Annotated in this window: 26 protein-coding genes; 25 read left to right on the top strand and 1 reads right to left on the bottom strand. The window is 43.6% G+C overall.

The features are described from left to right. The first annotated feature begins 599 nt into the window (after nucleotides 1-599). The 11 genes from PPO43_RS00875 (at nucleotide 600) to PPO43_RS00825 (ending at nucleotide 6,498) form a co-directional block, all read left to right on the top strand. The gene (locus PPO43_RS00875; RefSeq protein WP_272619901.1) at nucleotides 600-1,298 is read left to right on the top strand and encodes a MotA/TolQ/ExbB proton channel family protein; all 699 of its coding nucleotides are present in this window, start codon (nucleotides 600-602) and stop codon (nucleotides 1,296-1,298) included. A 25-nt stretch (nucleotides 1,299-1,323) separates the two neighbouring features. After that, nucleotides 1,324-1,743, top strand: coding sequence for an ExbD/TolR family protein (locus PPO43_RS00870; RefSeq protein ID WP_272619900.1), 420 nt, complete (start codon nucleotides 1,324-1,326; stop codon nucleotides 1,741-1,743). 23 nt (nucleotides 1,744-1,766) lie between these two features. Further along, the gene (locus tag PPO43_RS00865; protein ID WP_272619899.1) at nucleotides 1,767-2,174 is read left to right on the top strand and encodes an ExbD/TolR family protein; all 408 of its coding nucleotides are present in this window, start codon (nucleotides 1,767-1,769) and stop codon (nucleotides 2,172-2,174) included. Nucleotides 2,175-2,178: 4 nt separating this feature from the next. After that, nucleotides 2,179-2,559, top strand: coding sequence for a hypothetical protein (locus PPO43_RS00860; RefSeq protein ID WP_272619898.1), 381 nt, complete (start codon nucleotides 2,179-2,181; stop codon nucleotides 2,557-2,559). A gap of 219 nt (nucleotides 2,560-2,778) precedes the next feature. Next, on the top strand, nucleotides 2,779-3,624 hold the full coding sequence (locus tag PPO43_RS00855) for a hypothetical protein (RefSeq protein WP_272619897.1): 846 nt from the start codon (nucleotides 2,779-2,781) through the stop codon (nucleotides 3,622-3,624). Between the two features lie 4 nt (nucleotides 3,625-3,628). Next, the gene (locus tag PPO43_RS00850) at nucleotides 3,629-4,114 is read left to right on the top strand and encodes a YqiA/YcfP family alpha/beta fold hydrolase (protein WP_272619896.1); all 486 of its coding nucleotides are present in this window, start codon (nucleotides 3,629-3,631) and stop codon (nucleotides 4,112-4,114) included. Further along, entirely contained in the window at nucleotides 4,111-4,401 is a 291-nt protein-coding gene (locus tag PPO43_RS00845) for a DUF2752 domain-containing protein (protein WP_272619895.1), read from the top strand. Before PPO43_RS00850 ends, PPO43_RS00845 begins: the two co-directional genes overlap by 4 nt. Before the next feature lie 174 nt (nucleotides 4,402-4,575). Next, nucleotides 4,576-5,085, top strand: a complete 510-nt coding sequence (locus tag PPO43_RS00840; RefSeq protein ID WP_272619894.1) for a hypothetical protein — start codon at nucleotides 4,576-4,578, stop codon at nucleotides 5,083-5,085. Nucleotides 5,086-5,102: 17 nt separating this feature from the next. Continuing rightward, the gene (locus PPO43_RS00835; RefSeq protein ID WP_272619893.1) at nucleotides 5,103-5,600 is read left to right on the top strand and encodes a hypothetical protein; all 498 of its coding nucleotides are present in this window, start codon (nucleotides 5,103-5,105) and stop codon (nucleotides 5,598-5,600) included. Further along, nucleotides 5,601-6,083, top strand: a complete 483-nt coding sequence (locus PPO43_RS00830) for a hypothetical protein (protein ID WP_272619892.1) — start codon at nucleotides 5,601-5,603, stop codon at nucleotides 6,081-6,083. A 46-nt stretch (nucleotides 6,084-6,129) separates the two neighbouring features. Continuing rightward, complete coding sequence (locus tag PPO43_RS00825) at nucleotides 6,130-6,498, top strand: TM2 domain-containing protein (RefSeq protein ID WP_272619891.1); 369 nt, start codon at nucleotides 6,130-6,132, stop codon at nucleotides 6,496-6,498. Between the two features lie 55 nt (nucleotides 6,499-6,553). On the opposite strand, the gene PPO43_RS00820 is transcribed toward PPO43_RS00825, so the two are convergent. Further along, on the bottom strand, nucleotides 6,554-7,534 hold the full coding sequence (locus PPO43_RS00820; RefSeq protein WP_015694057.1) for a polyprenyl synthetase family protein: 981 nt from the start codon (nucleotides 7,532-7,534) through the stop codon (nucleotides 6,554-6,556). A 457-nt stretch (nucleotides 7,535-7,991) separates the two neighbouring features. Here PPO43_RS00820 and PPO43_RS00815 point away from each other — a divergent pair, with 457 nt between their 5' ends. The 14 genes from PPO43_RS00815 to PPO43_RS00750 all read left to right on the top strand — a co-directional run bounded on the left by PPO43_RS00815 (nucleotide 7,992) and on the right by PPO43_RS00750 (nucleotide 21,508). Further along, entirely contained in the window at nucleotides 7,992-8,834 is an 843-nt protein-coding gene (locus PPO43_RS00815) for an alpha/beta hydrolase family protein (RefSeq protein WP_272619890.1), read from the top strand. 194 nt (nucleotides 8,835-9,028) lie between these two features. Then, complete coding sequence (locus tag PPO43_RS00810) at nucleotides 9,029-10,018, top strand: hypothetical protein (RefSeq protein WP_272619889.1); 990 nt, start codon at nucleotides 9,029-9,031, stop codon at nucleotides 10,016-10,018. A gap of 19 nt (nucleotides 10,019-10,037) precedes the next feature. Continuing rightward, nucleotides 10,038-11,198: a homogentisate 1,2-dioxygenase gene (locus PPO43_RS00805; protein ID WP_272619888.1), complete on the top strand. Its 1,161-nt coding sequence runs from the start codon at nucleotides 10,038-10,040 to the stop codon at nucleotides 11,196-11,198. 260 nt (nucleotides 11,199-11,458) lie between these two features. After that, complete coding sequence (gene xseA, locus PPO43_RS00800; protein ID WP_272619887.1) at nucleotides 11,459-12,658, top strand: exodeoxyribonuclease VII large subunit; 1,200 nt, start codon at nucleotides 11,459-11,461, stop codon at nucleotides 12,656-12,658. Continuing rightward, nucleotides 12,642-13,508: an SDR family oxidoreductase gene (locus PPO43_RS00795; protein WP_272619886.1), complete on the top strand. Its 867-nt coding sequence runs from the start codon at nucleotides 12,642-12,644 to the stop codon at nucleotides 13,506-13,508. Before xseA ends, PPO43_RS00795 begins: the two co-directional genes overlap by 17 nt. Next, the gene (locus PPO43_RS00790) at nucleotides 13,492-14,007 is read left to right on the top strand and encodes a hypothetical protein (protein ID WP_272619885.1); all 516 of its coding nucleotides are present in this window, start codon (nucleotides 13,492-13,494) and stop codon (nucleotides 14,005-14,007) included. The genes PPO43_RS00795 and PPO43_RS00790 overlap by 17 nt, the downstream gene beginning before the upstream one ends. A 664-nt stretch (nucleotides 14,008-14,671) precedes the next feature. Then, entirely contained in the window at nucleotides 14,672-15,073 is a 402-nt protein-coding gene (locus tag PPO43_RS00785) for a hypothetical protein (protein ID WP_272619884.1), read from the top strand. 421 nt (nucleotides 15,074-15,494) lie between these two features. Next, nucleotides 15,495-16,274, top strand: a complete 780-nt coding sequence (locus PPO43_RS00780) for a hypothetical protein (protein WP_272619883.1) — start codon at nucleotides 15,495-15,497, stop codon at nucleotides 16,272-16,274. Further along, nucleotides 16,267-16,893, top strand: a complete 627-nt coding sequence (locus PPO43_RS00775; protein ID WP_272619882.1) for a hypothetical protein — start codon at nucleotides 16,267-16,269, stop codon at nucleotides 16,891-16,893. The genes PPO43_RS00780 and PPO43_RS00775 overlap by 8 nt, the downstream gene beginning before the upstream one ends. 35 nt (nucleotides 16,894-16,928) lie before the next feature. Continuing rightward, on the top strand, nucleotides 16,929-17,414 hold the full coding sequence (locus PPO43_RS00770; protein ID WP_272619881.1) for a hypothetical protein: 486 nt from the start codon (nucleotides 16,929-16,931) through the stop codon (nucleotides 17,412-17,414). Between the two features lie 230 nt (nucleotides 17,415-17,644). Beyond that, the gene (locus PPO43_RS00765) at nucleotides 17,645-18,427 is read left to right on the top strand and encodes a hypothetical protein (RefSeq protein ID WP_272619880.1); all 783 of its coding nucleotides are present in this window, start codon (nucleotides 17,645-17,647) and stop codon (nucleotides 18,425-18,427) included. Nucleotides 18,428-19,886: 1,459 nt separating this feature from the next. Further along, entirely contained in the window at nucleotides 19,887-20,231 is a 345-nt protein-coding gene (locus tag PPO43_RS00760) for a YrhB domain-containing protein (RefSeq protein WP_272619879.1), read from the top strand. 271 nt (nucleotides 20,232-20,502) lie between these two features. Then, a complete protein-coding gene (locus PPO43_RS00755) occupies nucleotides 20,503-21,000 on the top strand; it encodes a hypothetical protein (protein WP_272619878.1) in 498 nt (165 codons plus the stop codon). 43 nt (nucleotides 21,001-21,043) lie between these two features. Beyond that, nucleotides 21,044-21,508, top strand: a complete 465-nt coding sequence (locus tag PPO43_RS00750) for a hypothetical protein (RefSeq protein WP_272619877.1) — start codon at nucleotides 21,044-21,046, stop codon at nucleotides 21,506-21,508. Nucleotides 21,509-22,189: the final 681 nt, after the last annotated feature.

Raw genomic sequence — 22,189 nt, 5'->3', positions numbered from 1 at the left:
TAAGGTTTTGTAGGTAAGCCATTCTAGACTAACTTAGCCTTCTAAGTTGATCTCTTTTCGGCTATTTTTTGGGCAGATATGTGCTATCCTAAGGTTTAGTGGGCTATTTTTTGGGCAGATATGTGCTATCCTAAGGTTTAGTGGGCTATTTTTTGCGTAGATATGTGCTATCCTAAGGTTCAGGAGGCTATTTTTTGGGTAGATATGTGCCATCCTAAGGTTTAGTGGGCTATTTTTTGGGTAGATATGTGCCATCCTAAGGTTCAGAAGGCTATTTTTTACGCAGATATGTGCCATCCTAAGGTTCAGTGGGCTATTTTCTGCGCAGATATGTGCTATCCCAAGGTTCAGCAAGCTATTTTTTATCCACTAAATAGCTAAAGGACAGTTTTCTTTTAAGAAGAGGCTAAAAGTCAGGTCTATCAGGGCGCTTCAGGCCTTGGCAGACGTAAAAAATAGAATCCAGCAGTTTAAAGGCCTTTAAATAGAAATTAAACCTTCAAAGCCTTTTTCTTGTCGAAATATTATTTATTATTGCTAAAATTGCTAGTTTCCTAGCCCATCATATCGATTTTTAACCCTAAATCTACTGGCAGATTATGTTTCCATTCTTTCTGTTTCAAGACCCTACTACTAATGTAGCCGACACAGGCGAAGTAGTTCCAGAAGAGGTAAGCTTTTCCCTTATTGAGGTCATTTTTTCGGGTGGCCCTATCGGGGTTGTCATTGCAGTAATTCTGCTTCTTTTAGCCGTTATGGCCGTTTATATTCTAATCGAGCGCTACCTCACCATTAAGCGCGCTGGCGATCTAGACGAAAACTTTATGGCCCAAATTCGCGGCTTCGTTCAAACTGGAGACGTAGAATCAGCCCTAGCACTTTGCCGTCAAACCAATACACCCGTAGCTCGTTTGGTGGCCAAAGGCCTACAACGCATCGGTAAACCCCTAGAGGATATCAATGCCGCTGTAGAAAATGTAGGTAACCTAGAAATCTTCCAGCTCGAAAAACGCCTCTCTACCTTGGCTACTATTTCTGGTGCCGCTCCCATGATTGGCTTTTTTGGTACCGTAACCGGGATGATCCTCTCTTTTATGAATATGGCTGGCGGAGATGTAAGTACAGAAGCCCTCGCAGGCGGTATTTACCAAGCCCTAATTACTACAGCTTTTGGTCTTTTTGTCGGAATTATCGCCTTTATCGGCTATAACTCACTGATCGCAAGCATGGGACGCGTCATCTTTAAGATGGAAGCCGCCACCGTTGAATTTATGGACCTGCTTCAGGAGCCCGCCTAGGCCCCTGAGCAAAACCTTTTAGCTTATGGGACTCAGTAAACGCAGCTCGGTATCGGCCGAATTCAATATGTCTTCACTAACCGATATCATCTTTCTGCTGCTCATCTTTTTTATGCTTACTTCTAGCCTGACGAGCCCCAATCTCAAAAACCTCGATCGCCCAACCTCTAGCAGTACCACGCCCTCTCCTCAAAATATTGCCCTTTCGGTTACTCCCGAAGGCGAGTATTTTCTTGAGTCAGAGCTGGTCACTAAAGAAAACTTGGACCGCCGAATGGAACTTCGGATTATCGAGGAAAGAGAAAAGAATCGTCAAAAAGGAATCAAAACCGAGGTGACTATTGTCCTCAATCTAGACAAAAACGAGCCCACCAGCACCATCGTCGAAATTATGGCGTTGAGCAACAAACATAAGGCTCGCCTCATCTTGGCCACCGATCCTTAAGGCCTCAAAAGCTCCAATTTATTATGGGACTGAAAAAACGTACAGAGGTTTCGGCCGAGTTTAATATGTCCTCGCTGACCGATATTATCTTCTTGTTGTTGATCTTCTTCATGTTGACCTCTTCTTTGGTCAACCCGACGGCAATCAACCTCAAGTTGCCCAACTCCAGCCGTTCCAAACCAATTTCCTCCAATAAACCCGCAATTATTGTGGTCAATGAAACGAAGGAAATTCGATTTAATCAACTGAAGGTGGATATCCCCGCCCTCAAAGCCAAAATTGGCCAATATGTCCTTGCCGATGGCCGAGCCGCTGGCGATGTGACCGTCATCCTAGATGTACATCCCAAGGTCGATGCCCAAACCCTAGTTTCGGTAGTTGATGCCCTCAATGATGTGGGCGTCAAAATGATTTTGGCCACTCGATTATAGCCCTATGTCCAGATTCCGACAAAACCTTGCTCCGCAAAAATTGTCTTCCTGGCGCATCTATTTGCTCATTTTGGTCATCTTAGGAATGGGGCTATTCTTCTATCTCTTTACTCAAGCCCTGCTGCAAAGCTACAAAACGACCATTCTCAGAGTCGAATGCCTGCCGCAGGGCCGCTATTGGGTCCAAGGAGATACCGTAGATTTTGAGGGCTTTGCCCCCAAACTTCGACAAAAGGTCGAGCGCTACCAAGATCTTAACCCCAATATGCAAATTCACTTTTATTTGCCCCCCAAAGCAACTGCCCAAGAAATAGCCCCCCTCATTCAGGTGGCCAACGCCTTCGAACAAGCCGATTTGCAACTCTATACTCTGCCGAGGAACTAAATTTTTTACTGGCCTATATATAGTATGTTGTTTTGGGGCCTCCTGCCTGCGGCAGGCGCTACGTTTCGCAGCTCGCTATTCGCTCGGCCCTTCAGCCTTTCAGGCTTCGGTCTGGCCTTCGGCCACTGCTGCACATCGCTAGGCCTGCGGCCCTATCGGGCCTGCAAAATGCGGAACTAGGCCCAAACCTCTCTTATTTTAGTTAGAAAATATAGCCTTATGTCTACTCAAGAAATGGAATTTCAACCCGGTGCAGATCATCTGAGCCAAAGCAAAGATCGAAATATTGCCCGCATTGGGGCTCTGGTCTTTTTGATTCTCCTGCTCACGCTTATTTTTTGGCGGTTCTTTAGCTATGAATATCCACTCAAGGAGGCGGGGGGACTAGAAGCCTCTTTTGGTAATGTTCAAATTGCTGGGGGCAGCGCTTCTGAAAATCCTACGCCCACAACAGACCCACAACCACAAGAAGAGAATAATCCCACGCCAACTACCCAAGAAATTGAGGAGGTCCAAACGGATGATAATATGGAGTCGGAGGCTGTGAAAACGGAACCCACACCCACACCACCCCAAAATACGCCTAGCGAAAACACCAATACCAATAATTCTTCTTCCTCTTCATCAAGCTCTTCAAATACTTATACGCCCAGCTTTCCAGGTGCTGGAAATGGAAATAAAACAGGCCCCGGCCAGCAGGGAACTCCCGCAGGAAAAAAAGATGACCTAGGTGGAATTGGAAAAGGAAAAGAAGGCGAAGGTACAGGCGAATTGGGCGCAGGCCGAAATTGCCTAAGCGCCTGTAATTGTGAATTGAGCGCCAACCAACTCTCTCAGTTTGAGTCGGGCAACCGTACTGCTTATATTGAAATCTTGGTAGATCCTGATGGGAATGTTATTGAGGCCAAAATGGCTAGCGTAAAGGATTTTCCTCAAAATGCGCAGTTTACCAAGGCGGTAGAAATTGATCTATTAGAAAAATGTGCGCTCAAAAGAAAATACGATCCTTCAGATAAGGGCTTTAAAGCCAAGGGCGTAATTACCATGAGCATTGTCCAAAAATAAGCAGATGAAAATTGCCTATTTCCATGGGCTAGAATCTAAGGTGGGCGGCCCCAAACCCAACTGGCTCCAAGCAGAGGGCCATGAGGTTTGGGCGCCGCCCATGCCATATAAAAGCCAGCCCTTTTTATTTGAAATGACTCAAAAAGCAGTGCTAGAGCAAGAGATAGACCTCTTAGTTGGGAGCAGTATGGGCGGTTATTTTGCGTATCATCTGGCTCGTTTGTTAGATCTTCCCGCTTTGTTGTTTAATCCCGCTTTAGGCGTGCGATCTGTAAAGGTAAAGGCCGATCAGAGCGGAGAAAAAACGCCTTTATTGCTGTTGGCCTTTGGCCAAAATGACCAATTGATAGCGCCCAGTAGCAGCCAGGCCTTTTTGGCGGCCAATTGGCCTCAAAAGGAGCAGTTGCATTACCTTTGGGGCGAGCATGGACATCGGACGCCCCTGCCTTTTTTTCAGCAGGGCGTTAAAGAAATTTTAAGATTATTGTGATCCTTCGGAAACTTTTTCGTAGCTATTTTGAATTAGCTGTTTGGTTATTTGCGCTGATTTATTTGGCCCTATTTGCCCAGCCTGATGCGATAGAACATTTTAGCATTTGTGTTTATCGAGCTATTGGTTTTGATAGTTGTTGGGGCTGTGGTTTGGGCCGATCGGTGGCATTTGCACTGCAAGGCAATTTGGCCAAATCTTGGGAAATGCACCCTTTGGGTTTACCCGCTATTGCTATCCTTCTACACCGCATTTATCGGCTCATTCGTCTGGCTTGGAATGCTTAGGTCCTTTTGCGGGACAGGCCCGAAGGGCCGCAGGCTGAGGGATGGACAGCAGTGGCCGAAGGCCAGACCAAGGCGGCTGTGCCGCCGAAGGGCCGAGCGAACAGCGAGCTGCGAAACAGCCCGACCCGCCCGTAGGGCGGGGCAGCCCCAAACAAAAAACAATAAATTTAAAATATGAAGACCCTAGTTAAAATTAGTGTATTTGTTCTACTTGCTATTACTGTAGCAACTTGTCTTTTTCAACCTTCTCGAGAAGAGCAGCAGCTGTTGGGCAATTGGGGAGAGGAGAAGGATGACGCTATATTATGCCTACAGCTCAATCCTAATCATCAGGCAAACTTTTACTTTTTTTATTCGAATCTATTTACGGGTGAATTTCTTATGAAGGTAAAGATGAATTGGGAGCTGATTGATGGGAAGTTATCTTTGCGCTTCGACAAAAAAGATCCTCCAGAAATAGCCATTAATTCGGCATTGAAGAATACTGCTATGCGGATGAAAATAAATGAAATGCAGGATGGTCTTTTGAAGGATTTGGAAAAGGATTTTGCTATTGAGCGGTTCTATGAAATTACAGAGGAGGGGGATTTAGTGATAGGAGAAGGAGAGGAGCGGCAAGTTATACCAGCTTATAGCCAGGCTAATGTTGATTTACTTGAAGATTTTTTAAAAGAACATAAATAATTAAACCATAAACTTTTATGAAAGTAGTAGCCTACAGTTTTTCTTTTGTTATGCTCTTTTTGTTGAGCAGTTGTAGTCTTTTGTTGACCGATGCCGAGCGGCAAGTTGTGGGGCAATGGAAGCAAGTGACTTTGGTTTCTAAAACCTATATGGAATTTGGGGCCGACCATAGTGTAGCCAATTATATTCAGGTCAATATTCCGATGGGTGGCAAAGCTTTGATGGTTGCTCGTGGAACTTGGAGCTTAGAGAATGAGGATTTGCGCATTCAGTATAAGGGCGTGCCTGAGATTGCGACAGAAGGAAGTGCAAAAACGATTGAGGCGGCCATAGAACTTATTGCGCCAGAGTTGAATGTGGAGGCGATGGAAGACCAGGAAATTAGTTTTCGTTGTACAGGCCAAAAGAATGAGAAGCTGCAATTGGATGGTGCAAGTTGGAAGCCCGCTAGCAGTAGTGAAATTAAAGAAATGGAAGAATTTCGTAGAGCACACAGCAAAAAAACAGAACTTTAGATGCGATATTTAGCGATTATTTTATGCCTAGCGCTATTTTCTTGTGGGCCAGACTTTGCCCAATCGGAGGAAAGTTTGATTGGGGGCTGGACCCACAGTCGTTTATTAACCGACTCCTATTTAATTTTGGAAAAAGACCACTCTTTTAAGCGCTATAGTAAAAATGAAATCCCTGGAGGAGGCAAATATTTTACGGTAGTTGATGGGCAGTGGAAGTTAGAAAATGGGGAGCTTTTATTTGAGCTCAATGCGCCTAAGCTATATGTGGATAAAAGTGATCCTGGATTTAAACAACTTTATGAACGTGATGGGCCCGAATGCCATTCCGAAATTTTTGATCAAATGAAGATTGGTTATCGCTATAGTGGGCGCAAAAATGACCGCTTGTATTTTGAAGAAGGGCGCTGGACCTCGGTTTGGATCCCACTCAACCCAAGAGAGCTACAACTTTTAGAGGACTTTGTTGCCAAAGAAGAAAATTAGTTGCATCTTTCTAGACCATTCATTTAAAACTTAAAATAAAATTCCCATGAGAAAAGATATTATGGTTTTGCTCCCTAAAGCTGAGCTTTCAGAAGTAGAATATTTATCGGGTATTGTCCATGATATGGATGAAGCCGACCGTAGAAGTTTTTTGCGTATCTATAAAGGGCGAAGATTGGACCCTGTTATGGTTTTAGCCTTTTCATTAGGAGCTCTTTTGATAGGGGTTTCAGGTATTCATCGCTTTATGATGGGACAAGTTGGAATGGGTATTCTCTACTTATTTACTGGAGGTCTTTGTATGGTGGGGAATATTGTAGATGCGATTAACCACAAAAATATGGCTTGGGAACACAACCGCAAAATTGCCGATGAGATTTATGGTAGTTTGCATACTGGCGGCGCTGTATTTTAAACTCAATGAGCCATGTAAATAGAGCAACTTATTAAGCATTTGCCTAAAGCCGCCTTTACTTTTTGCGCTCCGTTACAAAACGGACCAAACCTTCTAGAGCGTCTCTCGCCTCCGATGCGGGAAACGCTCTTATTAATGCTATAGCCTCCTCCTGATAATCATACATTTTTTGACGGGTATAGGCAATGCCTGGACTTTGCAAGACAAAATCTGTTACTTCCTGTATTTTCTTAGGGTTGGTGTTTTCATTCTTGATAATATTGACCATATAATTTCTGGTCTTTTTATCCGTCGTATTCAAGGCGTGAATCAAAGGCAAGGTCATCTTCTTCTCCTGAATATCATTGCCCTGCGGTTTGCCCGCATCTCCATCGCCAAAATCAAATAAATCATCGCGAATCTGAAAGGCAATTCCAATTTTTTCGCCCAACAAATGCATGCGCTCCACCTCTTCCTCAGTAGCGCCCACAGAAGCCGCTCCCAAAGCACAGGCCGCAGCAATTAAAGAGGCCGTTTTCTTGCGGATAATCTCATAATAAACCTCTTCTTTGATGTCCAAACGACGCGCTTTTTCAATCTGTAAAAGCTCGCCTTCGCTCATTTCCTTAATGGCATTTGAGCTGATTTGCAGCAAATTGTAAGCTTCATTTTTTAAAGAAAGCAAAAGCCCCTTGGCCAACATATAATCACCAATCAATACCGCCACTTTATTGCCCCAAAGCGCATTGAGCGAGAAAAATCCACGGCGCTGCATAGAATCATCCACCACATCATCATGGATCAAAGAGGCCGTATGCAACATCTCAATCAAAGAGGCGGCATGATAACTCATCTCCCCAATTTCGCCACAAATTTTGGCCGATAAAAAGATAAATAGCGGCCGAACCTGCTTGCCTTTGCGTTTCACCACAAAGCGCATAATCGTATCTAATAAAGAAACCTGCGAGCGCAGCTCCTCCTCAAATACCCCCTCAAAGGTCTTCAGTTCTTCGGCAATCGGGGCTTTTATCTGGTTCAAACTCATCAAGGTCTTCATGGGCGGCTATAAAAGTGTCTACAATTTCATTTCTAAAGGAACAAGATCTCGCCTAAAAGGATGAGCCTAGCCCCCATTTTTTGCAAAAATACAAAGAACTTTAAGCAACTGGAACAGCTTGCCCTGAAAATGCCCGACTTCAGCAAGATTTCATTATTTTTAGTTAAGTTTTGGGGCTGCCCCTTCCGTCGGGTTGAAACCCAGCGCAAAGCGGTATCGCTTTGCGAAGCTATACAAAATGAGGGTTGAAACCCTCATGAATTATCGGGCGGGTCGGGCTGTTTCAGGCTCGCAAGTCTGCTCGGCCCATCGCCAGCAAGCTGGCTCGGTCTGGCCTTCGGCCACCCTTTTCCATCCCTCAGCCGCTGCAGGCCAAGGCCTGCAAATGGCCGTGTTTGAATGCTTTAGCTGAAAAATGAACTCTCCACATAAAATTACTTTAAGAACAAAATAGAATATGTTAGAGAAGAAAACGGCTTGGATTCCAGCCGCCGCTGGCCGCCAATTGGCCCTAGACATTAGATTTCCTGCTGCAGCGCCACCTCAAGCGGGCTGGCCGCTGCTTATTTTTGCCCATGGCTTTAAGGGCTTTAAGGATTGGGGGCATTGGAACGCCTTAGCCGATGCTTTTGCTCAAGTGGGCTATGCTTTCCTCAAATTTAATTTTTCGCATAATGGCCTAGGTCCAAACCTTATTGATTTTGAGGACCTTGATGCCTTTGGCCAAAACAACTACAGCAAAGAATGCTTTGATTTTGAGGCCGTACTCGATTTTGTCCAAAAAAGTGATTGGCCGATTCAAAAAACGGCCCCCGTTCTCATCGGCCATAGCAGAGGAGGACCCATTGCTGCCCTAACGGCCCTAAAAAGAGGGGCCAAAGCACTCATTAGTTGGGCCAGTGTACATGAGCTAGATTATGCCTGGCAAGATCAAGCCCTTTTGGCCTATTGGAAAAAAGAAGGGCGGCAGTTTATCCGAAATGGACGAACTAAGCAAAATATGCCCCTCGATTATCAACTTTATGAAGACTTTAAGGCCCATGAAGAGGCTTTTCGCCTTGGACCAAAATTAGCGGACTTATCTTGCCCTTATTTAATTGTACATGGCAGCCAAGATCCCGCAGTTTCTCTCACCTCGGCCCATTATTTAGATGAGCATTGCCCCAAAGCGGAATTGCAGATTATTGAAGGGGCAGACCATGTTTTTGGCGGTCGCCATCCTTTTGCAGAAGGAGCTGAGCTGCCCCTGCATAGCCAAAAAATGCTGCAGGCTTGCCTCGACTTTTTGGCCAAGCTTTAGGTCCTTGGGGAGGAGCGAAGCGACGACCGGCCTAGCGATGTGCAGCAGTGGCCGTTAGGCCAGACCGAGGCGCTGCAAGCGCCGAAGGGCCGAGCGAATAGCGAGCTGCGAAACGTAGCGCCTGCCGCAGGCAGGAGGCCCAAAAAAACAGCAGAAAGTCATTCAGAAAAAGGCCCCGATTAAAACTACGCATTATGAAAATACTCACCCTTTTTTTGCTGCTTTTGAGCAGTTCCATCATGGCTCAAACTTGGCCAAAAGCTTTTAATAATAGCCGTTGGAAATTTAGTTATGCCTGCGAGGCCGAAAGTCAGGATGTACTTTTTCGGGCCGAGGAGGAATATCAGCATTTTGTCTGGTTTAAGTATGATGAAACGGTGCAAACCTACCTAAATGGGGCCTTGACTAAGGATCGTTGGCGCTTGGCGGCTCCTTTTGACAAACTCTATTATAATTTTGCGCAGGTCGAGCATTGGAAAGTGGCCAATTATAATGCGCAACATTTGGTTTTGGAGTTTGAGTTGAATGGGGGAGAGGGCCGTTATCAGTATCATTTTATACGAACGACCGAGGCTGAAACGCCTTTTTTTCGCTATGATTTGGGCCAATATCCAGAGGCGGTTGTCGAGCGGACGATTATGGGCAGCGATCCGCATCCTTATCGCTACCTCAAAGATGAGCCTGGCAAGCGGCGGATTCCAAAAGCGGGCAAAAAGGGGCAAATTCGCCCAGATTCGCCTTTGGATACCACGCCAAAATTTGAAATTGAATTGGTGGGCGGCGGATTTTATGGCCCACCCGATTTTGTGCGCAAAAACCAATTGACAATCAACTCAGAGGGCTTGGTAAAGCGCAAATTGCAGAACGAGCAGCAGGGCTTGCGGGTTTGGGAATCGCAGATTTCTCTGGCAGAACTCGAGCAATTGGTTGCGTATATAGAAAAAAAAGGTTTTTTTGAGTGGGAACAAATTTACCCTTGCCAAACGGCCAATTGTATGGATCGCCTCAAGGAAACGCCTAGGCCGGTGACCCTCAGTTTGGCGATTAGTCGGGGGCATAAGGGCCGCAAAATTGTGATGTTGCCCATTTATGCCGGCCCCGATGCCAAACAGCAATATTTGAGCTATCCCAAAGCTTTGGACGATATTGTTCGCTTGCTCGAAAAAGTGGCCGTAGAAGAATAAACTGATAAAAATCTCAACTATGCATTATTACCAACTCGGAAAAATTCCGCCCAAGCGCCATACTCAATTTCGCAAAGAGGACGGCAGTTTGTACCAAGAAGAACTCTTTTCTACCGAGGGTTTTTCAGATATTTACTCCAATATTTACCACCTTTATCCGCCCACCCAAATTAAGCAGTTGGGCGAGCCCTATTCGGTGGCCCCAAAACTAAAAAAGGACAATCAGCTCAAGCCCCGCTGTTTGATGGGCTTTGAGGTCCAACCTGAGGCCGATTATTTGAAAAGTCGCAAGGTGATTTTGGCCAATGAAGATTGTAAGGTGATCTTGGCCGCCCCTCAACAGTCGCTAACCGATTACTTTTTTAAGAATGCGGATGCCGACGAAATGATTTTTGTGCATGAGGGCAAGGGCGTACTCAAAACCCTTTATGGGCAAATTCCCTTTGGCTATGGCGATTATCTGATTATTCCGCGTGGAACGACTTATCAGATTGATTTTGAGGAGGAAAACAATCGCTTGCTCATCGTCGAATCTTATTCGCCCATCCGCACCCCCAAACGCTACCGCAATGAGTTTGGCCAACTAGCGGAGCATGCGCCTTTCTGCGAGCGAGATATTCGCAAGCCGCAAGATTTGCAAACCCATGATGAGCAGGGCGAATTCAAGTTTTTTATCAAAAAACAGGACATTATTTATCCCTATACCTACCTCAATCATCCTTTTGATGCCGTGGGTTGGGACGGATATTGCTATCCCTACGCCTTTTCGATTCACGATTTTGAGCCCATTACGGGCCGCATTCATCAGCCGCCTCCCGTGCACCAAACCTTTGGCAGCCGCGGTTTTGTGATCTGCTCTTTTGTGCCTCGTTTGTTCGATTATCATCCGCAGGCAATTCCCGCTCCCTACAACCACAGCAATATTGATAGCGATGAGTTGCTTTATTATGTGGATGGCGATTTTATGAGCCGTAAACATGTTGAAAGAGGGATGATTAGTTTGCATCCGGCGGGGATTCCCCACGGCCCACATCCAGGCACCATCGAAAAGAGTATTGGGGCCAAAGAAACCCTAGAATTAGCGGTAATGGTGGATACTTTCCGCCCACTTTATATGACAGAAGAAGCCTTTGCCATTGAGCAGGGCGATTATTACAAAAGTTGGTTAACGGAGGATTAGGATAGGATTTGGGGCTGCCCCTTCCGCCGGGTTGAAACCCAGCGCAAAGCGGCATCGCTTTGCGAGCTTATACAAAATGAGGGTTAAAACCCTCATGAATTATTGGTCGGGTCGGGCTGTGTCAGGGCTCGCTGTTCGCTCGGCCCTTCGCTTTTTTCGCTTTGCTCAAAAAGCTCGGTCTGGCCTGCGGCCACCCTTATCCATCCCTCAGCCAGCGGGCTTCGCCCGCTTCTAGGTCCAAAATTGCTAAACAAATTACTATGGTTCCAGAAAGTCAACAACTGGGTTTATTTGACCTGATGCAGCATTTGCGGCGTTTGGTCAGCCTAAACTTGCCTCAGCCGCTTTGGTTGCGGGCTGAGATCGCTCAATTGAAAAAGAATCGTTCGATTTATTACCTCAATCTGATTGAGCAGGAAGAGCAGCGCCCAAAAGCCAAGGCTAAGGCCCTGCTATATGCCAGTAGTCGGCATCGGATTAGCAAAAAGCTAGGCGATACCTTTTGGAGCATCATGCGAGAGGGCCAAGAGGTCCTCATTAAGGTCCAAGCTCATTTTAGTGAGCAATATGGCTTTAGTTTAGAAATTTTGGACCTAGATGCTTCTTTTAGCATTGGCCAGTTGGAGTTGGGCCGGCTGAATAACCTCAAGCGCTTAGAACAAGAGCATTTAATTGAGCTAAACAAGGGCTTGGAACTGCCTCATTTGCCGCAGCGAATTGCCATTATCTCTTCTAAGGAGGCGGCGGGTTTGCAAGACTTTTTGGAACAGCTCAATGCCAATAGTCAGCGCTATGCTTTTCGGACCGAATTATTTCAGGCGGCCATGCAGGGCCAGCAAATGCAAAAGGAAATTCGGGAACAGATTCGAGAAATTGAAGAACAAGAAGACCGTTTTGATTGCGTGGTCCTCATCCGTGGAGGTGGGGCCAAACTGGACCTCTATGGCTTCAACGACTATGAGCTTTGTCGAGATTTGGCGCAGTGCAGCCTGCCTGTGCTAACGGGAATTGGCCATGATATTGACGAGAGTCTAGCCGATTTAGTGGCTCATACCGCCTTAAAAACCCCTACGGCAGTTGCCGACTTTTTGGTCCATCAATTATTTTTGGCTGAGCAACAACTGGCCCTTTTACAGCAAGAACTGCGAGCTAGCGTACAAGGGCATATCCGTCGAGAGGAACTGCGTTTAGAGCAATTGCACAGCCGTTTGCGGCTGAGTAGCCAAGAGCGCTTGCGTTTGGCCCAAAAGCAATTAGAGCATTTTGATAAGCAGTTGGAGCTCTTATCTCCAGAAAAAGCTTGGAAAAGAGGTTTTGCCCAATTGAGCAATGAAGAGGGCCAAATTATTCACAGCTGGACCGATTTGCAGGATGGGCAGCGATTGCGCCTAGCCCTAAAAGACGGCAGCAAATGGATTCGCATCAATATAGAAGCAATAGAAGATGAGACTGAAGGATAGTATTGCCTTAGTTAGTGGGGCCAGTTCGGGCATTGGTTATGCGGCGGCCTTGGCCTTGGCCAAAGAAGGGGCGCATTTGGTCCTACTTTGCCGAAATCCAGAAAAGGGAGAGGCGGCTATGCGGGCTATTGCCCAGGCTAGTCAAAACCCAAAAATTGACCTCTTATTGGCTGATTTATCCGATCAGGAATCTATTCGGAAATTGGGCCAATATGCTAGAGAAAGTTATCCCAAACTGGACATCTTGATTAACAATGCGGGGGCTATTTTTCCTAAGCGCCGCTTGAGTTTAGATGGCCTTGAGCAGCATATTGCGCTCAATCACATGGGCTATTTTCTGCTCACGCATCAGCTAATGGGTTTGCTTCAAGCTGGAGAGCGCAAGCAAATATTAAATCTTTCTTCTTCGGCCCACAAACTGGTCCGAAAGCTAGAACTAGACAATTTGCAGGGAGAAAAGCGCTTTGGTCGTTTTTATCAGTATGGCTTGAGTAAGTTGTTCAACCTCTATTTTACGCAGCAATTGGCCCAGCGTTTTGGCGCCGATGGCTTTTGGGTTAATGCCTTACATCCAGGTGTTGTAAATACTAATTTTTCGCAAGAGGGAAAAGGCTTTACGGCCTTTTTGTATCGCTGTTTGAGGCGCTTTATGCGACAGCCAGAGCAGGTTGGCGAGCAAATCCTCGAATTATTAACTTCAGATGAGTACTGGCCCGCTGAGGGGCAATATTTTACGCCTAAGGGAGAGGTTGAACCCTCGGCCTTGGCGCAGGATCAGGCTTTGGCCGAACAAATTTGGGAGCGCTCCATGGATTGGGGCAAAATAGAGGAATATGGGGTTTTGGACTAAGGGCAGTTTATTGGTTTTGGGTTTGGGCCATTCGGCCTTTTTGGGGGCTATGATTGGAGAAGAGGCCTTTTTTTTGTGGCCTATTTGGATGTTGTTAGTTTTGGCTTATTACCTTAGTCATCATCGGGTAGTTGAGTTGGGGCGTCTAGATTGGGCTGATAGTTTGGCGATTATTGTTGGGGCCTTGGGGGCCTTGGCCTTACAGCAAGAGTTGGGTATGTCTGTGGTGATGGCCTCTGCTTTAGTGGGCTGTTTAGGCGCAATGGTCGATCATTTTTTTCAGCAAAAATGGGCCGTAGCGCTTTATTGCGGCAGCTTTTTGGGTATGAGCCAACTGCCACTTTCTTGGCCCTATTTGAGTATGATCGCAGCCGCTAGCTTTACTGCTTTATTGTATGGTTTTTCGGCCCCATATTTTAAGGGGGTCGGGGGCAAATTGGGGAGTTTGGCCTTTTTAGGCGTTTTATTGATGCAGTTAGTGGGCTTTTTATTGGGCTAGGGAGGTTTTTTGGGGCCTCTGCTGTGGCTTCGCCTTGCAGCGCTACGTTTCGGGGCTCGCTGCTCGCTCGGCCCTGCGCGGGCAGCGCCCGCTTGCTCTGGCCTTCGGCCACCCCTACACATCGCTAGGCCGTTTGGCCTTCGGCCACTGTAGGTTGAAACCTACAGCCAATTAACGAATGCATTTCTGTGTTCAATGGAGGGTTGAAACCCTCCATAAATAAACATTTTAGCCCTTCTTTGCTGATGTAGCCTAGTGGAACAGAAAATCCCCTCGAATGAGGGGATGACGATTTTTTCGATAGCCTAGGGCCTTGGCCCTAGGGTTCCTATGAAATTTATGGGGGAGACAAAAACAAAATCAAACAACCGAAGAAAAAATAATCCTTGTTCAAAGCGGTAGAGGATTTTAATCCTCTCCGCACTATAGATGTAGAATGGGATTGTTGCATGGCTGTGGGTTTCAACCCACAGGTATATATCCATCCTACAGGCGCGGAGCGCCGCAGGCCTAGGGATGGAAAAGGGGGCGGCGCAGCCGCAGACCCAGGCGCTGCAAGCGGCGCAGGGCCGAGCGAACAGCGAGCCCTGACACAGCCCGGCCGCCAAAGGCGGCAGGCCCCAAAAGAAACGGCTCAAAATTAAAGAAGCAAACCAAAGTAGTTATGGTAAAAGTTACTTGGCCTAAAAAAGAAGGAAAGCAAAATCTAGAACTGTATTTAATTGTGTTGAGATATTTATTTAAGGATGAAGCTGTACAGCTTACTAAAAAATTTAACTTTGATCCATTAGAGGTATTCGGAAGGTATTTAGGAAATGAGATTACTCCTGATGAGTACTTAAATTATATGGCTATTCCTGAGCGTTTTTTAGCAAAGCCGGACTACTTTAGAGATCATCTCTCGAAAGAGGTGCTGTGGAATAGATTAGCTTTATTGTGTATGCCTGAAGATAGCGATGAAGAATATCTTTGGGAGAGTCTTTCCTATATTTATACATATGGAGAGGGGCTAGGTTGTTCTTTTCCTAGAGAAGATCGAACGTTCAGTAAAGTAGATTTGGCATAGTGGAGTTAAATCTATAGTGTTTTTTGGTTGCGAGGCTACAAGCTTAATAAAATGGAAAGATCCCCAAAATCAAGTAAATATGAAATGTTGACGATGTTATTTATCATCATAAACATCGGGTTTTTACTTATTTATTTTGTTAATATTGTTGATTTAATTCAGGGGAAGTATATTCCTGATGGAATTATATTTTCGTTCTATACTCTTTTGTTGGAAGTCCCTATGGTCTTGATATTTATATTATCTATAGTGTATAAACTCAGGTTTCGTTTTCTGTTGTTAATTTTGGTTGCTGGTTTTACTCACTTATTGAGTATGGGTTTAACTATTAGGTTTGTGCCTGTTTATGGGTTTAGTATTGCTCTGATGCAAATAGTTATCGCTATAATCATTTTTTTGAAAAATGAATAATATAAGTTAAATGCTGAGTATAAGTGAGTATAGCTATATTAAGCAGTTTAAGGCTTTTTCAAGTCTGCTGATTGGCTTGAAGAAAGATGTTTTTTGGATAGTCTGTTTATCAATGTTTTTATATCCTCAAGGGGTAAAGGGCCAGGATTCAATTGTAATATCTCTTCGTCCAGCCAACTTAGATGCTTGGTATTATGAAGATATAACATTTAATAAAGAAGAAATTTACTTTTTGAAGTATTGGGATGGGCTGTCAAAAAGAGTATTGATAAGATTAAATAGGTATAAGGAATTTCATCAATTTTTATTGTCGTCTTTTTCTTCTAAAGAAATAGCTAGGCTAGATGAAGTCTATAGAACAAATTTAACAACTAAAGAAGCCAATTGTGAGGCTTTATATGAAGTTAAGTTCTCTATTTATGAGAATGGAGAAAGAGAAATATATGTAATAACTATTTTTGAAAAAAGCTGCCAGGTTGAAGGCACTGATATTCCAGAATTAAATCGAATACTGTTATTTTGGAAAGATTTTTTTCGAGAACATGGATGTAGCAAAGCCTACAATATTCACTCTGTGGTCTCGGGAGAAAGCTATGAGAGCATATGCAAGAAATATCAAATGGATGAACTTGTTGTTATTATTTATAATAGTTTTTATGAAGATGTTTTTAGAGCATTAAATCAGCGGGACTTAGATCTTAAAGCGATATGGGAACATAAGCAAGCACTACATCCAAAGGACAAGTTGTTAATTCCTTGCTTGCCTGAAAAAGTAAGCAAGTATGAATGAGCTATCCAAGAGATGGGGGGATATGCTGAGCAAGATTGTGTTGGAAATAATAATGATGATTTTTTGTCTATGCCTTATATTTTCCTGTAGTAGAAACAAAGATATAGTTGCTGTTGACTTAGAAAGATACCATTTTAAAAAGCATTCGTGTAAAGATAATAATGACTCTTTGCTGTTCCATTTCCCAGAATATTTAACAGACACTATTTCTAATCCACTATGGGCGGATTTTGATCAAGAGCGCAATATGAAATGGGACTTAATGTCTCATAGAGCATATATAGGTGGAATAAGCATAAGGAGAGCTTATATCATTGGTGATTCGGTAAATGTTATTTCGTACAGGGATAATAAAGTCTTTGGCAAAAAAACATATCCTATTACGAAACCTGATTCTTTTTTCTTGGATATTGCTCTCCAGTGCGAATTTTATTATTCTCAATCTAACCTAAATCACAGTGATTTAGGCCATGAGACACATCTATTGAAGAATAGGGGGGAGCTTGTTGGAATATTGATTATAACGAATGGGACTGTTATACATAGCTCAGAACTGAATACAGATAATTTTGATAAAACCATTGAACTGATCAGATATTTGTTCAAAATAGGGGATTGATCCCATTAGCCCAGCTAGAACAAAGCTTAACTAAAATGAGAATATTGAAAAAGAGATTGATAGCAGGGAGCCTAATATTTTTTGGACTTTATTTTTGTCTAATCCATTTTTTTGGTCCGGTTCAGATTGTTGATGATAGAAAATCTAATGGATTGAATAGTTTTCTGCAAGGAGCGGCAAGCAAGGGCAAGGAACGGCTCTATTTTGTCTTTGATGATTATGATCGCAACTATTACCGTCCAAGGGTTATGTACACTAGTTCGAATGCTGATCTTTCTACTATAAGTAATGAGTTTTCAAATAGCAAAAGTACAGGAGGAGACTTAGCAACAGTTCTGAATAAAATGATATATGTGAAAGAGGGAAAGGTACATTCTATAATCGCTTTTACGCTGAATTCAGAAGGGAAGTTATCATTTCTGCAAGAAGAAGATAGGGGAGCCTCAGGTCTAAAGAAACCTCTGGATTTTGCTAAATTAGAGGGGCTAAAAGGATATTATTACCCTATTCTAAGTTTATAGGAAGATAGATACTCGTTTGTACCCAGAGGTCGAGCTAGAAGTACGCCCAAAGTGATGTTTTGGACTGTGGAAATAGAAAGAATAGATGCATTAGGTTTTCTAATAATTGCATTCTTGCAATTAGACTTTTTAAATCAATTTTTGGATTTATTGATTCTAATTGCCGTTTTATTTTTTGTGGTTACACATCTGCGGATAAAGCAAATAATTAAAAACAAAGAAGGACGCTAATGAGAGGATATTGGCTATTTGTTGTTTTCGTCTGCAGCCTGGCTTGTCAGTCGAGACAGCCTGATGAAAAGGCAAGCGAAAAAGCTTTTGCCTACCGCTCTATTTCAGAAGAAAATCTGATTATCTATATGGTAGAGGAGGTCAACAATATTTCTATAGCAGCTATTTTAGATAGCATCGAAATAGAGAGTGGAATCTCTGAAGTGGAAGCAGATAGTCGTTTTTTAAGAGCGTTTGATCTGGCCAATATGGGAGCTGTTGAGCTCTATGAGTTGAATGTGAAGCAAGAAAGAAGGCCTCGCATAGCGCCTACTAAGTATTATTGTCTACGGTCTAAGCGGCTAAATAAGCTCTTTTATATCCCTCTAGAGAAATATTTTCTGCTTAAACTTAATACCTCATCAGATACTTATGTATTTAGCGGGATAGACCAAGGAGGTAAAAGAGCCCACTATACTATACTTGGGTTTGATGCTATTTCTGGGACGCTTAAACTCAAATGGTCCTCCCTTAGACATTGTAGTATACCTGTTTTTATACGGACCCCAGATAGCTACTGCCAGCGGTATCTAAATGATAGCTTAGCCTTTAAAAATGAGGATGTTAATGGCGATGGGTATTTAGATGTGGTATTTGAGGGGCTCAGGAAGAGTAGCTGTATGGACGAAAATGGGGAGGAAAAAGAGATTAAGTTTAGTATTCTAATGAAGCCAGATCTCGAAAACTTGGAGTGGATTTTATCGGATGAAAGTATCTGTGATATGGATTGGAATATGAACTAGTTTTTGGGGCCTCCTGCCTTCGGCGGGCGGTTACTCCCTTCTGTCGTCGAACTGCGCCCTAAAGGGCTTGTTGTGGCCGCTCAACTGTCTTTTTTCTTTGGGCTGTTTTCTTCGGCAGTTAATGTTAGGATTGTCTGGAGTCTTGCCTAAACCTACTGCAAGTCAAGCCAACTTGTAGAACTATCGATGAAAGGATAAGCAGAAGTCTTTCATTAGACTATTGTACGCTTGCACTGCTGTTTTTTACGCTTTTGTTGGAGTTGTTTACTCCATTTGGGCGGTATTAAAGCTGTAGGCTTTCAGTAGGCTTACTGCCTAAAGAGAGTAAATAAAGTGGACCATTTTTATACTCAACTTCAGTCACAGATAAAAAAACTGGAGCTAGAGATAAAAAAACTGGAGCCAAAGGTAAAAGTATAGCCTCTAAGGACTAAACTGCTTCTTGGCTGGAGTTTAGTACTGTATCTATCTTGTCAAGAAGAGGATTCAAGGAGTTGTAGAACGATATTTAGCTGCTTTAGACCTACTGAATACAGTCAGAGACGGCTATTCTTGGGCCAAGAAACTTAGCCAGTAAGTTTTGGACATCTAAATAGCAGTGCCTATAGTTGAAAGCAAAGCTTAGAAGGTGTATTTTGGGGTTTTTGGACCTAATTTATACCTTAGAGGACCCCTATTTTGGGCTTGTGCAACCCCATCGCCCTAATTTATTAGTCCCTCAACTTTTTCTTGGAGTTTTGAAAAAGGGAGAAAAAGAAAGTGTCTTTTAGCAGCTGGGCAGTTTTGAGCCCTTAGAAGCAAGAAAAGCGAACAAGGACTTTAGTCCGCTAGTTCGCTCAAGTCTACAAGCCTGGGCTTCAGCCCAGGGTCGTTTAAACAAGCTTAAAGATTATATTGGCTAGCCTTTTCTTCCATGGGCTGATGAAGCCCATGGTTGCGGGTCTATGCAAACTGACGGGCTAAAGCCCTTGTTTGCTGATGGAGCCTAGTGGAACAGAAAATCTCCTCGAATGAGGGGATGACGATTTTTTAGCTAGCCTAGGGCCTTGGCCCTAGGGTTCCTATAAAATTTATGAGGGAGAAAAAACAAAATCAAACAACCGAAGAAAAAATAACCCTTGTTCAAAGCGGTAGAGGATTTTAATCCTCTCCGCACTATAGATGTAGAATGGGATTGTTGCATGGCTGTGGGTTTCAACCCACAGGTATATATCCATCCTACAGGCCCGAAGGGCCGCAGGCCTAGGGGCCTGAAAGGGTGCCGCGCAGCGGCAGACCCAGCCAGCTTGCTGGCGCAGGGCCGAGCAGACCTGCGAGCCCTGTAAGGGCCCGGCCGCCAAAGGCGGCAGATCCCCAAAAAAACTATGTGTATGACAAAATCGGCACAAACAAAGTGAATTTATCAAGGGGGTAGGCGTAGATGCTTGGCAAGTTTGGGATACTACAGAAAAATAATGATATGGATACTAAAGAATATGAAGAAGCTAAAGAAATAGTATTACAGGAAATTCGAAGGTGCGAATCTACTTTAGGAGAACTTACTGTTGTAGATGAACTTTCTGTTATCTTAACTTGGGGAGTTATTTTTGTATGGAATAGTTCTAAATTTTTGGAAACTAGAGATCCTAAGGACGCCTGTTATGGGAATGTCCCTATTTTAGTTGACTTGAAAACGAAAGATAAAATATATCTACATTTTGCTGATGCAGAGGATTTTTTAGTGGGAACTCTTGTTAGGAATTACGCAGCAAAGCATGGTTACCCAATCCCAGTGAATTTAGATTTATTTTTGGATAAACTATAGTCGATGGAGTACATGTTAGGGATTTGTTCATACTAGGAGTATGATTCACCTTTGCTCGAATAGCTCTATCTATATTGATTTGCAGTTTGGGGCCTCCCGCCTGTGGCGGGCGCTACGTGTCGCAGCTCGCAGGTCTGCTCGGCCCTGCGCAAAAAAAGCTTCGCTTTTTTGCTGGGTCTGCGGCTGCGCCGCCCAGCTGCACATCGCTAGGCCAGTCGCTTCGCTCCTTCTAGGCGCAGGAAAGGGTGTCTAAGTTTAAAAGAAATAAGTAATGCTTAAGAAAGTAAAGCTAGCGTTATTTGATATGCTAGTAGCCAGTCATAATATTTTACTAGATGAAGAAGGCCCTCTTAACGAAACTAGTTGTTTTATATTGAATGCAGGACCAACTACTTATGGCTTCAGATTAAATACTAGCCGTGTCTATTTTAAGGAGGAAGAACATAGTATTTATCTGGCAAGAACGGAAAGTTATGTTATAGCAATTGGTCAAAAACTATTTGCCTTTTCGATGAAAGAGGGGACAATTATGTTGGTGATGAATTTAGTAGATCGTATTAGGGCGATACATAGCGTTCAGTTAGGAGTAGTATTAGTTACAAGGAGTAGTATTATACAGCTTACTGATATTGCTAACTGTTCAGTTAGAGTGGCACACCAGCTTTGTACAGAGATTCTAAGTTACCAGCTAAAAAGAGATAGAATAATATTATCCTTGTCTGATCGCTCAGAAAAGGTAGAGCTCTTTCTACCTATAAGTTATCCTTAAAAAATAAATAATGCTTAAGAAAGTAAAGCTAGCATTATTTGATATGCTAGTAGCTAGTCACAATATTTTACTAGATGAAGAAGGTCCTCTTAACGAAACTAGTTGTTTTATATTGAATGCAGGACCAACTACTTATGGCTTCAGATTGAATACTAGCCGCCTCTATTTTAAGGAGGAAGAACATAGTATTTATCTGGCAAGAACGGAAAGTTATGTTATAGCAATTGGCCAAAAACTATTTGCCTTTTCGATGCTAAGTGGAAAAAAAATACTGTTTAGCTATTTAGCAGACGACATTTCAGCCATATTGTATACTCAATTAGGGCCCGTTTTAATTACAGATACAACTGTTCTTCGATTAGATGATTTTGCTAATTGCACAATAGCAGAGGTCTATATGTTTGGCGAATATATTATAGATTACCACTTAAAGGAAAGTGAAATAGATCTTTATTTTTCAGATGAGCATTTCCCTTCAAAAATTGTGTTCGCTAGCTCTCTAATTTAGCTCCCCAAAATCCTGTGTTTAAGGCATAGTTGGCAATCATGGAGAGTTCAAAGTTATTGATTATCAAGAACACAATATTGGCTTAATACTTCTGTATGATGGAGGACATAGTCATTGTGATAGTTGGGAGGAGGTCCAAAATATTATAAAATATAAATTTGACTCTGATTTTGAGCTCGATATTCAAAAAATATTGGATAGGTACTAGTTGCTGAAAAAAGTAATTTGCTTTTCAAAATTATAATAAGAAAATCTGTGTTTTGATTTTTTTAGGCCTCCCGCCTTCGGCGGGCGGTTACTCCCGTTGGTCGTCGAACTGCGGACTAAAGGGCTTGTTGTGGCCGCTCAACTGTCTTTTTTCTCTTGGCCATTTTCTTCGGCAACTGGGTAGTTTGGGGACTGGTCAAAGGCTGGCTCTGTTGTTCCTGAATTGGCTGCTGGTTTTAACCTGCAGCCACGGCTAGCAGGCGGCAAAGCCGCCGCAGGCTGAGGGATGGATAGTGGTGCGGCGCAGCCGCAGCCCTAGGGGCTGAAGCGAAGCAAAAGCCCCTAAGGGCCGAGCAGACCTGCGAGCTGCGACACAGCCCGACCCGCCCGCAGGGCGGGGCAGCCCCAAAATATTATAATAGAATGATATTGTTGTGTCAAGGGCGAAGTCAATAAAAAAAGAGCAGCCTTAAA

The organism is Saprospira sp. CCB-QB6, assembly GCF_028464065.1.
GTDB lineage: Bacteria > Bacteroidota > Bacteroidia > Chitinophagales > Saprospiraceae > Saprospira.
The sequence above is the reverse complement of the archived record's forward strand: the minus strand, read 5'-3'. Positions and strand labels throughout refer to the sequence as shown.

Bases quoted from the DNA above. Each gene is read 5' to 3' on its own strand.
- PPO43_RS00840 (WP_272619894.1), top strand. From the start codon at position 4,576: ATGAAGACCCTAGTTAAAATTAGTGTATTTGTTCTACTTGCTATTACT.
- PPO43_RS00870 (WP_272619900.1), top strand. From the start codon at position 1,324: ATGGGACTCAGTAAACGCAGCTCGGTATCGGCCGAATTCAATATGTCT.
- PPO43_RS00750 (WP_272619877.1), top strand. From the start codon at position 21,044: ATGCTAGTAGCTAGTCACAATATTTTACTAGATGAAGAAGGTCCTCTT.
- PPO43_RS00820 (WP_015694057.1), bottom strand. From the start codon at position 7,534: ATGAAGACCTTGATGAGTTTGAACCAGATAAAAGCCCCGATTGCCGAA.
- PPO43_RS00850 (WP_272619896.1), top strand. From the start codon at position 3,629: ATGAAAATTGCCTATTTCCATGGGCTAGAATCTAAGGTGGGCGGCCCC.
- PPO43_RS00780 (WP_272619883.1), top strand. From the start codon at position 15,495: ATGCTGAGTATAAGTGAGTATAGCTATATTAAGCAGTTTAAGGCTTTT.
- PPO43_RS00860 (WP_272619898.1), top strand. From the start codon at position 2,179: ATGTCCAGATTCCGACAAAACCTTGCTCCGCAAAAATTGTCTTCCTGG.
- PPO43_RS00810 (WP_272619889.1), top strand. From the start codon at position 9,029: ATGAAAATACTCACCCTTTTTTTGCTGCTTTTGAGCAGTTCCATCATG.
- PPO43_RS00805 (WP_272619888.1), top strand. From the start codon at position 10,038: ATGCATTATTACCAACTCGGAAAAATTCCGCCCAAGCGCCATACTCAA.
- PPO43_RS00875 (WP_272619901.1), top strand. From the start codon at position 600: ATGTTTCCATTCTTTCTGTTTCAAGACCCTACTACTAATGTAGCCGAC.
- PPO43_RS00835 (WP_272619893.1), top strand. From the start codon at position 5,103: ATGAAAGTAGTAGCCTACAGTTTTTCTTTTGTTATGCTCTTTTTGTTG.
- PPO43_RS00765 (WP_272619880.1), top strand. From the start codon at position 17,645: ATGAGAGGATATTGGCTATTTGTTGTTTTCGTCTGCAGCCTGGCTTGT.
- xseA (WP_272619887.1), top strand. From the start codon at position 11,459: ATGGTTCCAGAAAGTCAACAACTGGGTTTATTTGACCTGATGCAGCAT.
- PPO43_RS00785 (WP_272619884.1), top strand. From the start codon at position 14,672: ATGGTAAAAGTTACTTGGCCTAAAAAAGAAGGAAAGCAAAATCTAGAA.
- PPO43_RS00795 (WP_272619886.1), top strand. From the start codon at position 12,642: ATGAGACTGAAGGATAGTATTGCCTTAGTTAGTGGGGCCAGTTCGGGC.
- PPO43_RS00775 (WP_272619882.1), top strand. From the start codon at position 16,267: ATGAATGAGCTATCCAAGAGATGGGGGGATATGCTGAGCAAGATTGTG.
- PPO43_RS00755 (WP_272619878.1), top strand. From the start codon at position 20,503: ATGCTTAAGAAAGTAAAGCTAGCGTTATTTGATATGCTAGTAGCCAGT.
- PPO43_RS00790 (WP_272619885.1), top strand. From the start codon at position 13,492: ATGGGGTTTTGGACTAAGGGCAGTTTATTGGTTTTGGGTTTGGGCCAT.
- PPO43_RS00825 (WP_272619891.1), top strand. From the start codon at position 6,130: ATGAGAAAAGATATTATGGTTTTGCTCCCTAAAGCTGAGCTTTCAGAA.
- PPO43_RS00830 (WP_272619892.1), top strand. From the start codon at position 5,601: ATGCGATATTTAGCGATTATTTTATGCCTAGCGCTATTTTCTTGTGGG.
- PPO43_RS00770 (WP_272619881.1), top strand. From the start codon at position 16,929: ATGAGAATATTGAAAAAGAGATTGATAGCAGGGAGCCTAATATTTTTT.
- PPO43_RS00815 (WP_272619890.1), top strand. From the start codon at position 7,992: ATGTTAGAGAAGAAAACGGCTTGGATTCCAGCCGCCGCTGGCCGCCAA.
- PPO43_RS00855 (WP_272619897.1), top strand. From the start codon at position 2,779: ATGTCTACTCAAGAAATGGAATTTCAACCCGGTGCAGATCATCTGAGC.
- PPO43_RS00760 (WP_272619879.1), top strand. From the start codon at position 19,887: ATGGATACTAAAGAATATGAAGAAGCTAAAGAAATAGTATTACAGGAA.
- PPO43_RS00865 (WP_272619899.1), top strand. From the start codon at position 1,767: ATGGGACTGAAAAAACGTACAGAGGTTTCGGCCGAGTTTAATATGTCC.